Raw genomic sequence first — 15,565 nt, 5'->3', positions numbered from 1 at the left:
AACCTGGGCCAGGGACTCACCAAAGGCTTGCACCATGTGGTTCAAGCCGCTGCCGATGTCGGCCATTTCGTCTTTGCCTGCGATAGGCACACGCGCGGTCAAATCGCCCTTGGCGATGCGTTGAGTGGCATCGAGCATTTCCTCCATGGCCCGGCGCATGGAACTGTAGATACCGCTGAACGCGTAGATCAGCAGCAGGCCGGCAATGGCAAACATGGCCAGCAGGTAGGTGCGCTCCATGGTGCGTGCGTGCACGCGCTGTTCCATCACCGAGGAGAGAGCCCCCTGCAGCGCGTCTTGGGCCTTATACAGTTCGGCCACCACAGCGTTGCCCTTGCCCGCCAGGCCCTGCATGCCAGTGACGATGCCTTGGCTCGATGCGATCAGGGTGTCCAGATCGCTGCGGAAGCTGTCCAGGCCGGACAAGGCGTTTGAAACGGGCGACTGGATGCGTTCGGCAAGACCCGCTTCTTCCCGGCGCAGCAAGGCGATGCTTTGCAGGAGCTCCTGACGGATCTGGCTTTCCTGCTTGAGCAGCGCTTTGATGACGCCCCGATCGGACCCCGTCAATGGCTGTCCTTCGTGCAGGCCGCTGGCCAGGCCGCGCATTTGCCCGACCACGTTGATCTGACGTGGCAGTCGCAACGTGCTTTGGTCGATCAGGAACAACGATGCGTAGTCTTCGTCCAGCACCATCCCTGACGTCGCCGACACAAAGTAGATGAAGTTGAGCGTGTCGGTGAGTTGATCATTCCACGCATCGAACATGCTGGCCTGGTCAGCTGCGGTTTTGCTCTGGTTGATCAGACGCTCGGCCGAGGAGCGCAAGCGCTGGACGCGGTCACCGGTTTCGAGTGCGGTCGCGTACTGCCGGTCGGTCTTCTCAAGTGCAGTGAAGGCGTCCAGCAATTTGGATTGGTTCGCGGTGAGGTCAGCCTGTGCCGTCTGATCGCCGCTGAGCAGGCGATTGGTCAGCGCGCGTTGCAGCATCGACAGGCGCAGCACGGGCGTCACATCCGTCAGGTAACGCTGGCCCACCTGTTCGGAGTGGATGCCGGCGATGCTTTCGTTGATCTGGCTGAGCAGGCGAGAGCCCAGCAGCGCCAGGGGAATCAGTACGATGAGTGCAAGCACTCCGAATTTGGCAGGAAAACGTAGGCGGTTGGTCAGGTACACGGCAGGCGCAAGAATATTCATGCAGTTCTCACAGCCCCGGAGCGGGGCGCGTTGGGTGGTTGTCGGTGAGAACGTTCCGTTTTTCTCGGGTTTTAGGGTGGCGTTGATACGCTCTTGGAGCTCATGCGAGGGGCTGATTTCACTAGGCTCTATCAGCCTGTCGGCGGCGATCCGGTTAACTTTATGAAAACTTGTACAAGAATTTATATTTGTATAATTCCGGAACTGAAACGTTTAACTAGTGTCTTTGTGATATCAATCCATGTTGCCGAGCAGTGGCTATTGACGGGTGTCATGAGTCACCGACCTTTCGTCTTTATCAACTACCCAGCTGTGATGGCCATGCGATATCATTGGTTCCGTAAATTTTTGACAGCCGAGGGCTTCTGCCATGACCTGTTTGCTGGAAATCGAACAGAAGCGCCTGTCGGCTGTGCATGCATTGCAATGGCTGGAAACGGCGCATAACGAGAATTTTGATCGGCTCTGCCGTCTGGCCGCTGCTCATTTCGGCGTGCCTACCGTGCTGGTGTCGCTAGTGGAGAAGGACCGGCAGTGGTTCCCTGGTCGCGTAGGTTTCGACGCGGGCCAGACTCCGATCGAGCAGTCCTTCTGCCGCTACACGATCCAGAATTCCGGGGTCATGGTGGTCAACGACGCACACCTTGATCCGCGCTTCGCCGACACGGCGCTGGTCACCCGGCCGGGTGGCATACGCTTCTACGCCGGTGCGCCGCTGCGCAATCAGCACGGTGAAGTGCTCGGCAGTTTCTGCCTGATCGACAGCGTGCCGCGCGAGCTGCTCCCGGCTGAGATCACGGTTCTCGAAGATTTTGCCGAGTTGGTCATGGGGCAGATCGAGCAGTGCCAACTGATGCGCTACCGCGATCCGGTGAGCAAGCTGCCCAATCTGCACCAGTTCTTGCTGGACACCCACAATGTGGCGGTGGCAGACACTCAGGTGCGCCTGATGATGGTCATGCGCACACAGGCAGTGCCCAGCGCTGCAGATGTCAGCGTGACCAGCAACCTGGATGCGCAGCAAAAGCGCCGTGACATTGCCCACTGCCTGCGCCGCCGTCTGGACGGAATTGCCGAGCTCTATCATGTCAGTGAGCTGGACTTCTGCCTGCTCATGACGTGCGAACGGCATCGGCGCGATGAGCTGATTCGGGTGATGCTCGCGCTGATCACCGAGCCTTTCACCCATCAGCAAGTGGCGGTGGGCCTGGCCTGTTGCGACGACGGTGAAAACTCTGCCGCCGCGCTGATGGGCAAAGCCATACACGCTGTGGGAATGGCCACCTACCGCCAGGTGCAGTGGGCGTCGTATGACGAAGCGGAAGATTGCGCCCAGCGCCGTGCACTGCTGTTGCTCAATGAACTGAACGAGTCACTGGACAGCGGCGACATCTATCTGGAATACCAGCCGCGTTTCAGCCTCCAGGACGGCAAACTGCTGAGCGTCGAGGCGTTGATCCGCTGGACCCACCCGCTGCTCGGCAAGATCTGGCCCGCCGAATTCATTCCGTTGATCGAAAGCGCCGGCAGGATCAGCACGGTAACGCGCTGGGTCATTGATCGCGCGCTCACCGATCTCAGCGGCTGGATCGATCAGGACGTACGCCTCTCGCTGAACCTGTCGCCACTGGATTTCGCTGAGCTGGACATCGCTCAAACGCTGCAGGACGCCTGCCATCAACATGGTGTTGAACCTGCGCGGCTGGAAGTCGAAATCACCGAAGGCGAGTGGATCCGTGCCGACAAGCGAGTGATCGCTCAGCTGACCCGGATTCGCGAACTGGGTGTCGATGTGGCCATTGACGACTTTGGCGCCGGTTACAGCAACTTCGCCTATTTGCACGAAATCCCCGCCAACATTCTCAAGCTGGACAAGTCGCTGGTCAGCGACCTCGAAAGCAACCCGCGTAATCGCATCATTGCGCGTTCCGTTCTGCACCTGGCCAGCGAACTGGGCTATCGCACCGTCGCTGAAGGCGTCGAGACGTTTCGCTGCATGAGCCTGGTGAGGGAATACGGTTGCGAAGAGGCCCAGGGTTATTTCCTGAGCCGGCCGCTTGGCCTGGCAAAGCTCAAGCAGCAATGCCAGAACATCGCGCTGACCTTCATCGCCCAACCCCCGGAAGCGTGGGGCGACGAGGAGCTGATCAACGCGGCGGTGTTCGACGACGGTCAGGTGACCGAAGCGGCGTGAGCCTTTCCGGCTAACGCCAGTTCCACGTTCACATGCAATCCAGTGGGACCGGCTTCAGCCTCCAGACCCGTAGCTTGCAGGACCGCCTTGGCAGGGAGCGCGTCAGGCCGCATCGAAACCCTTCGGTCTTTCCCGGCTGAAGCCGGTCCCACTGACGTCGCGTTTAGTCGCCCGACACTGGCGTGGGCTGGATGATCTCGACCCAGTAACCGTCCGGGTCCTTCACAAACGCCAGGCTCTTCATGCGGCCATCGGTCAGGCGTTTCTGGAAATCCACCCCCAACTCTTCAAAGCGCGCGCACGCCACCTTCACGTCGGGCACAGAAATGCAGATGTGACCGAAGCCGCGCGGGTCGGTGTTGCCGTTGTGGTAAGCGAACTCGGGGTCTTTTTCAGTGCCGTGGTTGTGGGTCAGTTCGAGCACACCCGGAATGCCTTTCATCCAGACGTTGCGCGCGGCGTCGTCTTGCGGAATCTGCGCCTTGTCAACCAGCGCCAGGAAGTACAGGCTGAATTCAGCTTCCGGAAAATCACGTTTTTCCACCAGACTGAAACCCAGTACCCGGGTGTAGAAGTCCAGGGAGGCGGTAATGTCTTTGACCCGCAACATGGTGTGGTTGAACACGAATTTTGCGGTCGAGGCGTCCGGGCTGGCCGTGACGCCAGGGAAGGTGTTGAGGTCGTTCAGACTCATGGTTGTCTCCGTTAACGCTAAAATGTTGCGTAATGATACGGGCTCAAGCGTGGCGCGCCAAACGCCAAACTTCCAAAGCGCGGCTTGTCGGCGCTGAGCGCGCGGCTCACACTTGGCGGCTCGCCATTCAGGTATCGCTCATGCCTTCCACACTGCGCTTATGCGTCCGCGCTGCTGTTTCTTTACTGCTGATCCTTCCGGGCGTTGCCATGTCGGCCGACGCGATGATCCTCTGGCCCGAAGGCTGGGAGGTCGAATCGCTGCCCCAGCCGCCGGCAAGTGAGGGCCAGCCGGCCGTGCAGTTACGACAGCGCGCGGTGAAAAACGATCAGAACGGTGACCCGGCCATGGTCGTCGAGTTGACACAGACCCGGCTGGAGCCCGGTCATGCGGTCAACGTACAGGGAGTGCTGTTGGCAATGCGCAAGGCGGTGCAGGTGAATTTCGCCAGGGGCGGGTTTCAAAGCGTCTGCACACGAATGAAGGACAGTACGCTGAGCGATATTCCGGCGATGGAAACCACCTGCACAATCACCCAGAACGGCAACCATGTCATGACGCAGACATTGGTGGCTGCGGCAAGCCCGGCGCTGGCGTGGTCGTTGTCCTATGCCGGCTCGGCTGAGGGCTACGCGGCCAACAAGGATCAGGTGATGCACATCAGGAATTCGCTGCGCCTGGGTGAAGCGCCCTAGAGGCACACACAAATCGCAGGCATAAAGAAGCCCGCCGAAGCGGGCATTGGGGCGCTAATCCTTTAGCAGCCTCTATCCTCTACAAACCGGTGTGAAAAAAACGTGAAGCTCAGGTGCCGTTCAGCCTCCGTTCACCTTTTAAATTTCCGCGCACTAGAGGCCCTTGGCCAGCTTTCCGGCCGTAAGCGAATTTTGGTTATCGAAGTCTCTGTCCCAATGAGGGACGATGACTGAGCATGCTATAAACCGGTGAATCATTAAGAGCGCTGGGATGTATTAATAGAAAGCTGTTCAGCTAATTGTCAGGTTGGATATCAAAACTGTGATTCATTGCCCGTAAAGTCATGGGTTGAACAAGACTTTAATCGGAACACTCAGTGAGTCACTCATCGGTTAAAAGTCCCACAAGGAAGCCCTGCCAGCAGAACTTTCTTGTGGCGACGGAACACATGACTAACGACCGCGTAACCAGGAATCCACTGACTCAGCGCCGTATTGTAGTTTCCACGACTTCAAACCGCGGTGGTTGCCGCCCTTGGTTTCAATCACTTCCCCGGTGTGTGGGTTTTGGTAAACCTTGACCACCCGCGGTCGGCGGCGTTTTGGTGCGGCCGGGGTCGTGCCATGAGTGGCGGTGCCAGGGTCGAGAATGGCGATGATGTCGCGCAAAGTCTTGTCGTACGTGCTCATCAGGGCCTTGAGCTGCTGCTCAAACTCGATTTCCTTCTTCAATCCGGCATCATTCTTCAGGTGTTCCAGCTGGGCCAGCTGCTCCTGAAGGGCTTTTTCTGCTGCGCGAAATTCGGCAAGTCTGGACAAAATGGTACTCCGGCAATAAATGGCTGTTGTCAGCCCAACGCAAGCAAGTGTGTGACCGTGTCAGTGTCACTGCCTGTGGTTTCCCCGCTGCCTGTCCGGCTGTTGAATCGGATCCGACTGCCGACACTAACTTGATGACGATGAGGGTCGGAGCAAGACAGGTAGTTCAGTGGGGTGCGGGCAAATAATGCACTTTTTTTCGGAGTTGTAAAATAGGCGGTGGTTAATTGTTAAATCAAACAGCCGCTGGCGCCCAAACCGGTCTGACAAAAATCCAATAATAGGCGTAAAGCGTTGTAAGTAATTTCTTATACTTTGGCGTTATTGGAAACTGTGCGGCTAAAGGCCTTGCTGCAGCGCCGGGTCATCGGCGTTCAACTGCTCCAGCTCCGCCAGCAGCACCTGTACTTTTTGCAATTGTCCGGCGTCTTTCCAATAGCGGATCAGCAGGATCCTCGCACGACGGTCAGCGGGTTCGCGCTTGAGGATGTCCTCAAGCTGGCGCTGTGCAGCTTCCAGCTGGTCGAGGTCGTGCAGCGCCACGGCAAGGTCATAGCGATAAGCGGTGTTGTCGGGTTCAAGTTCGATGGCCCGGGTCAAGGCGAGCAGGGCATATTCATTCTGTTGATGACGCAGCAGCCATTGGCCGAGGGCGTGCTGGGCCATGGACGACTGCGGGTGTTTTTCCAGCCACTGTGCGAGTAGCTGGCGCGAGCGATCGGTTTGCCCCTGACGGTCAAGCAACAGCACCAGCGCCAGCCCGGCCTCGAGATTGTCCGGCTCCAGACGGGTTGCCACCTGCAGCGCCTCGATTGCTTTTTGCGGGGCGCCGTCGTTGATGTAGAGCCGGGACAGCGCGAGTTGGCGGGAGGCGCTCGGTACCTGAGCGTTCAGGGCCTGTTCGTACTGCCGGGCCGCCTCCTGCAGCGCGCCGTAGTAAAGACCCAGATCATCCGGGCTCAGGTCCAGCAATGCCTCTACAGCGCCGAAGCGCACTGACGGGTCAGGGTCCTCGAGCAGCGGGCCGAGCAGCAGGCTGCGCTGAGCTTCAGGCAACATGGCTGTCACGGCCTGGATCGCCGTTTGCTGAACCAGCGGAGCAGGGCGCTTGAGGTCGCCACGCAGAATCTTCAGCGCCTGCGGGCCCGGGTAATTGACCAGTTCGGCGAGCAGCCCGGCACGGCGGATGTCGGACAGGTCGGTGCGGGTAAATTGCTGATACAGCACGCGGGCAGCGCCCGGTCTGCCGCCGTGAGCCTGCTCCAGCGCTTCGGCGTAGCTGTGATTGACCTGCGGGGCGGCAGGCGGCGCATGCCAGTTACGAACCAGCAGCCCGAGGCCGATGACCATTAGCAACAGCGCCAGCGCAAGTGCCACCTGCCAGCGCCGTCGGGCCCCCAGCGGGTCAGGTGTGCGCCGGGAAGACGATTCAGACATATCGGTTTCCGTGTTTGCGTGAGCAGCAGCTTCGGGGAGACACCGCCGGGTGTCAAACGCTGAGGTCGTTCATCAGGCCTCTCGTTGCGCGGGCGAGCGATCGACACCCGCCAGAAAAAAGCCCCGAACCTTGCGGGTCCGGGGCTTTTTGAGGTCAGCAGAACGGCCTCGGCTCGGCAGTTCCGCCATCTGCGTGCCGATCAGGCGTTTGGTTGCCAACCACCGCCCAGGGCTTTGTAGATCGCAACGATGCCCCGGTACAGATCGATCTCGGCCAGCGCCTGGCTGTCCTCGGCCGCCAGGCGCTCACGTTCGGCGTCAAGCAGCACAAGGAAGTCAGCCGTGCCCTCGCGGTACTGGATGTTTGCCAGATTGGCCGCCGAACGACTCGCTTCACTCTGCCGCACCAGCGACACCAGACGCTGCTGACGCTTGTCGTAGTCGCTGAAGGCGTTCTCGGTTTCTTCCAGGGCCAGCAGCACTTGCTGCTCGTAGTTGGCCAGCGCGCCTTCGGCATCGGCGTTGGCGCCGCGAATACGCGCCCTCACGCTGCCCAGGTCAAAAGCGGCCCAGGTGATGCTCGGACCCAGGCCCCATGCCGCCGCCGCGCCGGAGCCGATCTGCGAACCGCGGCTGGCGGTAAAGCCCAGGAAGCCGCTCAGGCTGACCCGCGGGAACAGGTCGGCCGTTTGCACACCAATGCGTGCAGTCTGCGCCGCCAGTTGTCGCTCGGCACTGAGCACGTCCGGACGGTTTTCCAGCAGCTTGGTCGGGTCACCGATCGGGAGAGCCTTGGAGATCGCCGGCAGCTTGGCCGGGGCGAGGCTCACGGTCATGGCGTCCGGACGCTGGCCGAGCAGGGTGGCAATGCGGTTGCGCTGGCGAACCTGTTCAGCCTGCAGCTGCGGGATGGTCGCTTCCACCGCGGCCAGACGTGCGTCGGAACGCACCACGTCGAGCTCGTTGCCCACGCCTTCGTCACGCAGTTGTGCGGTGACGCTGCGCGATTCCTGCTGGTTCTTCAGGTTGTCCCGGGCAATGTTCTCGCGCAGTTGAGCGCCACGCAGCTGTCCGTAGGCATCCACCAGTTCGGCGATCATCGTCACCTGCAGCTGGTACAGGTTCGCTTCGGCGGCCTGTTGATCTGCATCGCTGGCTTCCAGCTCACGCTGAATGCGCCCGAACAGGTCGAGTTCCCAGGCCATGTCCAGCCCCAGGTCGTAGCGTTCCTGATTGACCCGGTGCTCGGTTTCACCCGGCACTTGCGAGCGGCCGATCTGGCTGCTGGCGCGGCTGGTCACGACCGGCATGGCGTCGTTGCTGATGTCGTCACGGATGGCCCTTGAGGCCTTCAGGCGTGCAAAGGCGACGCGCAACTCACGGTTGCCCTGCAGCGATTCGGCGACCAGTTTGTTCAGGGTCGGATCGTCGAACTGCTGCCACCAGATGGTTTCGATGTGGCTGCGGTCGTAGTTGCGCTGTGTGGCAGCCTGGATATTGGCCGCCGCGGTCTCGGGCTTTTTGTAATCCGGGCCGACGGCGCAGGCCGCCAGCGCCAGGACCAGCAGGCTCGGCAGGAACAGTTTTACAGCCTTCATCAATGAGCCTCCGGAGCGATGGTCTGAACGCGTTGAGCCTTGGCCGCCTTGCGTGCCTCTTTGCGTCCCACGTAGTTGCGAATCAGGACATAGAAGACCGGCGTCAGCAGCAGACCGAAGAAGGTCACCCCGAGCATCCCGGAGAACACCGCCACGCCCATGGCATGACGCATCTCTGCACCGGCACCACTGGAAAGCACCAGCGGAACCACACCCATGATGAACGCGAAGGAGGTCATCAGGATCGGCCGCAGACGCAGACGGCAGGCTTCCAGTACCGCTTCGAGCGGGGTCTTGCCCTTGTCCTGCTCGTCCTTGGCGAACTCGACGATGAGGATCGCGTTCTTGCACGCCAGGCCCACCAGTACGATCAGGCCGATCTGGGTGAAGATGTTGTTGTCGCTGCCGGCAATGATCACACCGGCAATGGCGGACAGCAGGGTCATCGGTACGATCAGAATCACCGCCAGCGGCAGGCTCCAGCTTTCATACAGCGCGGCCAGTACCAGGAATGCCAGCAGTACGCAGAGCGGGAAGACCAGCAAGGCAGTGTTGCCCGACAGGATCTGTTGGTAGGTCAGGTCGGTCCACTCGTAGGTCATGCCGTTGGGCAGTTCTTCCTTGAGCAGTTTTTCCATCGCCACCTGCGCCTGACCCGAGCTGTAGCCTGGGCCAGCGGCGCCGTTGATTTCGGCGGTGATGAAGCCGTTGTAGTGCATGACGCGGTCCGGGCCCGAAGTGTTGGTGACGTTGAGCAGCGTCGCCAGCGGGATCATTTCGCCGCGGTTGTTGCGCACTTTCAACTGACCGATCTGTTCGGCGTCCTGACGGAACTGCTGTTCAGCCTGCACGTTGACCTGATAGGTCCGACCGAAACGGTTGAAGTCGTTGGCGTACAGCGAGCCAAGATAAACCTGCAGCGTGTCAAAGATGTCACTGATCGGCACGCCGAGGGTCTTGGCTTTTTCACGGTCGATGGCGGCATCGACCTGCGGCACGTTAACGGTGTAGCTGGTGAACAGCGCAGCCAGTTCCGGCACGCTGCGGCTCTTGCCGATGATGTTCATCGTCTCTTTGTACAGCTCGTCGTAACCCAGGTTGCCACGGTCTTCGATCTGCAGACGGAAGCCGCCGATCGTGCCCAGGCCCTGTACCGGCGGCGGCGGGAAGATCGCCATGTAGGCTTCTTCGATACCTGCGTATTTGCCGTTCAACGCACCGGCAATTGCACCGGCGGACTTGCTGGCCCCCTTGCGGTCTTCAAAGGACTTGAGTGCGACGAAGACGATGCCGGAGTTCGGGCTGTTGGTGAAGCCGTTAATCGACAGGCCCGGAAAGGCAATCGCGTTTTCTACGCCCGGTTGTTCCAGGGCGATCGCGGACATCTTCTTGATCACTTCCTCGGTACGGTCCAGGCTCGCGGCGTCCGGGAGCTGGGCAAACGCCACCAGATACTGCTTGTCCTGCGCCGGTACGAAACCGGTTGGCGTGGTCGAAAAGCCCAGCCAGGTCATGACAATCAGGCCGACATACACCACCAGCGCCACACCGCTGAAGCGGATCACCCGGCCGACCGAATTTACATAGCCGTTACTGGCCTTGACGAAGAAGCGGTTGAAAGGGCGGAACAGCCAGCCACCGAACAACTTGTCGAGCACGCGCGAAAAGCGGTCCTTGGGCGCATCGTGAGCGCGCAGCAGCACCGCCGCCAGTGCAGGCGACAGGGTCAGGGAGTTGAAGGCCGAGATCACCGTCGAGATGGCGATGGTCAACGCGAACTGTTTATAGAATTGCCCGGTCAGGCCGGAGATGAACGCCGCCGGAATAAACACCGCACACAGCACCAGCGCTGTAGCGATGATGGGTCCCGTCACTTCGCGCATGGCGATCTGGGTGGCTTCCATCGGCGCGTGGCCGAGTTCGATGTTCCGCTCGACGTTTTCCACGACCACGATGGCGTCGTCGACGACGATACCGATCGCCAGTACCAGTCCGAACAGCGACAGGGCATTGAGCGAGAAGCCGAACAGGTGCATGACCGCAAATGTACCGATCAGCGACACCGGTACAGCGACCAGCGGGATGATCGAGGCGCGCCAGGTCTGCAGGAACAGGATCACCACCAGAACAACCAGGATGAGCGCTTCGAACAGCGTGTGAACCACCGCTTCGATGGAGCCGCGCACGAAGATGGTTGGGTCATACACGATGCTGTAGTCCATGCCTTCCGGGAAGCTCTTCTTCAGCAGCTCCATTTCGGCGCGCACTTCATTGGAAATGTCGATGGCGTTCGAGCCAGGGCGCTGGAAGATCGGGATGGCGACTGCGGGCTGATTGTTCAGCAGCGAGCGCAGGGCGTACTGACTGGAGCCCAGTTCAACGCGGGCAATGTCCTTGACCCGGGTGATTTCACCGTTGTCGCCGGCGCGAACAATGATGTTTTCAAACTCTTCTTCGGAGACCAGACGGCCCTGAGTGTTGATCGACATCTGAAAGCTGGTGGCGCTCGGGGAGGGCGGTGCGCCCAGTTGACCGGCGGCTACCTGACGGTTTTGCTCGCGGATGGCATTGACCACATCGGTCGCAGTGATGTTGCGCGAAGCGGTTTTGCTGGGGTCGAGCCAGACACGCAGCGAGTAGTCGCCCATACCGAACAACTGCACGTCGCCGACACCGCCCAGGCGCGCCAGCTCATCCTTGATGTTGAGCACCGCGTAGTTGGACAGGTACAGCATGTCGTAGCGCTTGTCCGGCGAGGTCAGGTGGACCACCATCGTCAGGTCCGGCGAGGCCTTGTCGACGGTGATGCCGATGCGCGTTACTTCTTCGGGCAGCTTGGGCTCTGTCCGGGTGACCCGGTTTTGCACCTGCACCTGCGCGGTGTCGAGGTTGGTCCCCAACGCAAAGGTGATGGTCAGGGTCAGCTTGCCGTCGGCGGTCGCCTGAGAGGACATGTAGAGCATGTTCTCGACGCCGGTAATCGCCTGTTCAAGCGGCGCGGCAACGGTTTCGCCAATCACTTTGGGGTTGGCGCCAGGGAAGTTGGCACGGACCACAACGGTCGGGGGCACGACTTCCGGGTATTCACTGATCGGCAATTGGAACAGCGAGATGGCACCGGCGATCAGGATCAGCAGCGAAAGCACCGCCGCGAAGATCGGTCGCGTGATGAAGAACTTGGAGAAATTCATTGAATGTGTCCCTTAACCGCGTGGCGTGGCGGAAGCAGCGACCTTGGCGTCGAGCTTCGACGGCGCCTTCGGTGGGTTGCTGGCTTCAAAGGCCTGGCGTTGTTGTTGCAGTGCGGAAATTGTTTCAGGGGTGGCCATCGGCGTGTCTTGCGGGTCAATCGGCGAACCCGGACGCACGCGCTGCAGGCCGGTGACAACGATGCGGTCGTCCTTGCTCAGGCCGCTGCGCACGATGCGCAGGCCTTCAAGCTTCGGCCCCAGGTCGACGCTGCGATAAATCGCCTTGTTGTCCTTGTCCACCACCAGCACGAACTTCTTGCCCAGGTCGGTGCCCACGGCTTCGTCCTTGATCAGCATCGCCGAGTAAGTGCCGCTGCCGACCAGCTTCAAGCGGGCGTACAGGCCCGGGGTGTACTCGCCCTTGCTGTTGTCGAACACGGCGCGCCCGCGAATGGTACCGGTACGCGGATTGACCTGGTTGTCGACGAAGTTCATCTGGCCCAGGTGCGGGTTTTCGACTTCGTTGGACAGGCCCATATACACCGGCGTGGTCGCGCTGCGTTTGCCGTCGCGCGCCAACTGGTTGTACTTGAGGAACACGCGTTCGTCGGCGTCGAAGTAGGCGTAGACCTTGTCCGTCGAGACCAGGCTGGTGAGGATCGTCTGGTCGGCGGTAACGATGTTGCCCGCCGTGATCTCGGCACGGCTGACGCGACCGGTAATCGGCGCCGTCACACGGGTAAAGCTCAGGTTCAGGCGCGCCAGGTCAAGCTGTGCCTGAATGGCGGCGACGGCGGCCTTGGATTCCTGGGCGGTGGTGGTACGCGAATCGGCGAGTTCGGCGGAGATCGCGTTATTGGTGCGCAGCCGTTCGCCACGCTGGGCTTCGTTGGTGCTGCGCTGGGCTGCGGCCTTGGATTGCTGCAGTTGTGCTTCGAGACGATGCACTTCCGCTTCAAACGGGCGCGGGTCGATCTGGAACAGCAGGTCGCCTTTCTTCACCAGTTCGCCATCGGTGAACGCGACGGCGTCGATCTGGCCCGACACACGCGGACGCACCTGCACGGTTTCCGGCGCCTCAAGGCGGGCCGTGACTTCGTCCCACTCGTTGACCGGCTGTTCGAGCACCTTGGCCACGTTGACTTTGGCCGCTGCCGGGGCAACCGTCGCTTCAGGCGTCCGGCCGCAGGCGCTGATGACCACCAGGGCCAGCGCGGCGAGGGGATAGCGCAAAGGAGTTAAAGACTGAAGCATGGAAAAATCCGCCGATGTTATTGAGATGGGCGGATTCTGTTCTCGGGGGTTTTATTGCACGAATCGAATGACACGAAGGTAACTATCAGCCGTAATGATATTCAGCTGATGCGGGGGCTCTGGCATGGGACACAGCGGCCCATGCGCTAGTTCCGGATGGAGGTGTTCATTGACGCGGTATTACTGCCCCGGCGTGACGCAGGACAAGCAGACATTTCAAACTCCCTCCGCAGATAAATCCATTATCTTGTGTCTTAAACCGGGAATAGCCGCTTAATACCCAGCATCTTGGAGTTATATTTTGGAAGTAGAGCGGACTCAGCTCTATACTGCAACGAACAGCGCCCTCAATCATCGAGCCCCAAATGTTGGACTTAAGCTTCAGCAAACCCAGTGAGATCGTCACCCGCCTCTGCGCGCGTTTGCGCGCCGAGCGGCTTGCGCTGGAAATGACCCAGGCCGACGTGGCCAGCCGCGCGGGGGTCGGGGTCAACACCGTTTCAAACCTTGAGGCCGGGCGCAATGTCGGTTTTGAGAATCTGGTTCGCGTGGCCATGGTTCTGGGGCGCACGAAGGAGCTCGAAGGGCTGTTCATGCCCAGGCTCGACAGCCTTGATGACATCCGCCGCTATGAAGGCGCTGCCGCGCGCCGCCGCATAAGGAAATCGGGCGATGCTTGAGCGGATCGATGTTTATTACAACGGCTGGGATGAGCGCTGGTTGTGGGGGACGCTGGTCTCCACCACCGCCCTGACCGGACGCCCGCAGATCGTCTTTGAATACAGCGATCAGGCTCGCGCCAGCGGTCTGGAGCTGTCGGGCTTCACGCTGCCACTGGACGGCCCGCGCTTGCGTCGAAACTTTCCGGCGCACCAACTCGCGTTGCCGGGGCCCGTCTACGATGCGTTACCCGATGGCTGGGGCATGTTGCTGATGGACCGATTGTTCCGACGTCGTCAGCTGAATGCGGCGCGCATCGGGCCACTGGAGCGGCTGGCTTATATTGGCGACACGGCCATGGGGGCGATGTCGTTTGAACCCGTCGCGCCGGAAGGGCAGATGTCACAACCCCATGTCCCGATCGAGTTGCTGGCCGCCGAGATTCAGGAGGTGGTGCAGGGAGACGGAGGCGAATTTCTGCACACCTTGATGCTCGTCGGCGGCTCACCCCAGGGCGCCAGGCCCAAGGCATTGGTTTACCGCAACGGTGCCACCGGCGCATTCACCACGGCCGCCACGCCAGAATTCGAAGCCTGGCTGATCAAATTCCCTGCCAAAGGCGAGCACCCGGAAGTCTGCGCAATTGAAAGCGTGTATGCCGAATGCCTGCGCCGGTGCGGCATTCGCACGCCCGATACGCAGCACTTCACTTTGCCCGGCGGCCTGGCGGCGTTCGCCAGCCGCCGATTCGACCGGGTCAACGGCAGCCGAGTGCCGATGCAAAGCCTCGCCGCGTTCACCGGCGCGGACTACACTTCGCCCGGGTCACTGGACTACGTCAATTTTCTGCGCGCGACGCAACTGTGCACCAACGACGTCCGTGAAAAAGCCATTGCGTACGAGCGCGCCGTGTTCAACGTCGCGTTCAACAACCGCGACGATCATCCGAAGAACTTCGCTTACCTCATGTCGGCCACTGGCGCCTGGTCGCTGGCGCCTGCGTATGACTTGACCTTCTGCGAAGGCCCGGGCGGGTATCACCAGATGGACGTGCTGGGCGAGGCGTTGGCGATCGATCGAAACGCGATGCTCCGGCTTGGTGAAGAAGCCGAGATGTCGGCGCAAGCAGCGGGCGTTGTGATCGACGCTGTCTGTGAGGTCGCCCTTCAGTTCGCGACGATTGCCCGGCAGATCCATCCCGGGTTGATCCGAGGCGAAACGTTGAAGGCTATTCAGGGACGGATCGACGAGAACGTTGCGTTGCTGCGTTGACGCTTCCCGGCTAAAGCCGGTCCCACATTCGAGGTTCCAGCCCCGCCATAAGCCGGTCCCACGTTCGAGGTCACAACCCAGCTAGCTGACGCAGCCAGTGCCCCAGTGGGACCGCGCTGTTCCAGTGGGACCGGCTTTCGCCGGGAAGGGGTCGGTGCTCGGGCACATCCAGCTGCTGCCCGGTCAGCCACTCGTACAGGAACCCGGCGCGACGGGCATATTGGCCATAAGGTGCCTGTCGACACCAAGCCTCGACAGGCTCCGGGCCAACCGCTGCAAACAGGCGGGCAAAAAACTCGAGGTGGATGTCTTCGTACTTGAGCCCAAACTCGAAATGGCCCGCAAACGTGTCCAGCGGTTGGTAGCTGGCGGGGTATCTGTTCTCTACATGGCCGTTGCTCTCACGGCTGACGCGCGTTGTTCCGATCACTGATTCGACGCGCAGGGGCTGCGCAAGCGAGAGTGCGTAGCGCTCGGCGAGCGTGGTGAAGCCTGCCTGCATAGTCAAAATCCTTAATCAGCCGTGAAAAACGATAACTGGACAGGGATGTTAC

General features: G+C 60.7%; 10 protein-coding genes and 2 pseudogenes. 4 read left to right on the top strand and 8 right to left on the bottom strand.

Annotation, left to right across the window (positions count from 1 at the left end; all coding sequences use genetic code 11):
- Window positions 1-36: 36 nt before the first annotated feature.
- Window positions 37-159: pseudogene (locus QRN48_RS25300) on the bottom strand (HAMP domain-containing protein); the annotation flags it as partial.
- 1,408 nt (window positions 160-1,567) lie between these two features.
- Between QRN48_RS25300 and QRN48_RS05140 the strand changes: the two are divergent.
- Window positions 1,568-3,391, top strand: coding sequence for an EAL domain-containing protein (locus tag QRN48_RS05140; RefSeq protein WP_052074987.1), 1,824 nt, complete (start codon window positions 1,568-1,570; stop codon window positions 3,389-3,391).
- Between the two features lie 163 nt (window positions 3,392-3,554).
- Here the strand turns inward: QRN48_RS05140 and gloA are convergent, their stop codons facing one another.
- Window positions 3,555-4,085 (bottom strand): lactoylglutathione lyase, encoded by a 531-nt coding sequence (gene gloA / locus QRN48_RS05135; protein WP_037009699.1) that lies wholly within the window; start codon window positions 4,083-4,085, stop codon window positions 3,555-3,557.
- Between the two features lie 140 nt (window positions 4,086-4,225).
- Here gloA and QRN48_RS05130 point away from each other — a divergent pair, with 140 nt between their 5' ends.
- Entirely contained in the window at window positions 4,226-4,780 is a 555-nt protein-coding gene (locus QRN48_RS05130; RefSeq protein ID WP_285349241.1) for a DUF4946 domain-containing protein, read from the top strand.
- A 453-nt stretch (window positions 4,781-5,233) separates the two neighbouring features.
- On the opposite strand, the gene QRN48_RS05125 is transcribed toward QRN48_RS05130, so the two are convergent.
- From QRN48_RS05125 to mexE, 5 genes are all read right to left on the bottom strand, one after another.
- Window positions 5,234-5,599 (bottom strand): histone-like nucleoid-structuring protein, MvaT/MvaU family, encoded by a 366-nt coding sequence (locus QRN48_RS05125; RefSeq protein WP_037009701.1) that lies wholly within the window; start codon window positions 5,597-5,599, stop codon window positions 5,234-5,236.
- Between the two features lie 339 nt (window positions 5,600-5,938).
- Entirely contained in the window at window positions 5,939-7,036 is a 1,098-nt protein-coding gene (locus QRN48_RS05120) for a tetratricopeptide repeat protein (RefSeq protein ID WP_191943825.1), read from the bottom strand.
- A gap of 200 nt (window positions 7,037-7,236) precedes the next feature.
- On the bottom strand, window positions 7,237-8,634 hold the full coding sequence (locus QRN48_RS05115; protein WP_191943826.1) for an efflux transporter outer membrane subunit: 1,398 nt from the start codon (window positions 8,632-8,634) through the stop codon (window positions 7,237-7,239).
- Complete coding sequence (locus QRN48_RS05110; RefSeq protein ID WP_285349240.1) at window positions 8,634-11,825, bottom strand: efflux RND transporter permease subunit; 3,192 nt, start codon at window positions 11,823-11,825, stop codon at window positions 8,634-8,636. Before QRN48_RS05110 ends, QRN48_RS05115 begins: the two co-directional genes overlap by 1 nt.
- A gap of 12 nt (window positions 11,826-11,837) precedes the next feature.
- On the bottom strand, window positions 11,838-13,079 hold the full coding sequence (gene mexE, locus QRN48_RS05105) for a multidrug efflux RND transporter periplasmic adaptor subunit MexE (RefSeq protein WP_037009707.1): 1,242 nt from the start codon (window positions 13,077-13,079) through the stop codon (window positions 11,838-11,840).
- A 365-nt stretch (window positions 13,080-13,444) separates the two neighbouring features.
- Here mexE and QRN48_RS05100 point away from each other — a divergent pair, with 365 nt between their 5' ends.
- Together QRN48_RS05100 and QRN48_RS05095 are read left to right on the top strand one after the other, a co-directional pair.
- Entirely contained in the window at window positions 13,445-13,759 is a 315-nt protein-coding gene (locus tag QRN48_RS05100; protein ID WP_037009709.1) for a helix-turn-helix domain-containing protein, read from the top strand.
- Window positions 13,752-15,011 (top strand): type II toxin-antitoxin system HipA family toxin, encoded by a 1,260-nt coding sequence (locus tag QRN48_RS05095; RefSeq protein ID WP_285349239.1) that lies wholly within the window; start codon window positions 13,752-13,754, stop codon window positions 15,009-15,011. Before QRN48_RS05100 ends, QRN48_RS05095 begins: the two co-directional genes overlap by 8 nt.
- A 157-nt stretch (window positions 15,012-15,168) precedes the next feature.
- Here the strand turns inward: QRN48_RS05095 and QRN48_RS05090 are convergent.
- Window positions 15,169-15,513, bottom strand: a pseudogene (locus QRN48_RS05090) (Fic family protein); the annotation flags it as partial.
- Between the last annotated feature and the right edge of the window lie 52 nt (window positions 15,514-15,565).

It is taken from the genome of Pseudomonas sp. ME-P-057, assembly GCF_030208975.1.
In the GTDB taxonomy this organism is placed as follows: Bacteria; Pseudomonadota; Gammaproteobacteria; order Pseudomonadales; family Pseudomonadaceae; genus Aquipseudomonas; species Aquipseudomonas lutea.
The sequence above is the reverse complement of the archived record's forward strand: the minus strand, read 5'-3'. Positions and strand labels throughout refer to the sequence as shown.

Coding starts and splice junctions, on each gene's coding strand:
- gloA (WP_037009699.1), bottom strand. CDS start 4,085: ATGAGTCTGAACGACCTCAACACCTTCCCTGGCGTCACGGCCAGCCCG.
- QRN48_RS05130 (WP_285349241.1), top strand. CDS start 4,226: ATGCCTTCCACACTGCGCTTATGCGTCCGCGCTGCTGTTTCTTTACTG.
- mexE (WP_037009707.1), bottom strand. CDS start 13,079: ATGCTTCAGTCTTTAACTCCTTTGCGCTATCCCCTCGCCGCGCTGGCC.
- QRN48_RS05095 (WP_285349239.1), top strand. CDS start 13,752: ATGCTTGAGCGGATCGATGTTTATTACAACGGCTGGGATGAGCGCTGG.
- QRN48_RS05140 (WP_052074987.1), top strand. CDS start 1,568: ATGACCTGTTTGCTGGAAATCGAACAGAAGCGCCTGTCGGCTGTGCAT.
- QRN48_RS05100 (WP_037009709.1), top strand. CDS start 13,445: ATGTTGGACTTAAGCTTCAGCAAACCCAGTGAGATCGTCACCCGCCTC.
- QRN48_RS05120 (WP_191943825.1), bottom strand. CDS start 7,036: ATGTCTGAATCGTCTTCCCGGCGCACACCTGACCCGCTGGGGGCCCGA.
- QRN48_RS05115 (WP_191943826.1), bottom strand. CDS start 8,634: ATGAAGGCTGTAAAACTGTTCCTGCCGAGCCTGCTGGTCCTGGCGCTG.
- QRN48_RS05110 (WP_285349240.1), bottom strand. CDS start 11,825: ATGAATTTCTCCAAGTTCTTCATCACGCGACCGATCTTCGCGGCGGTG.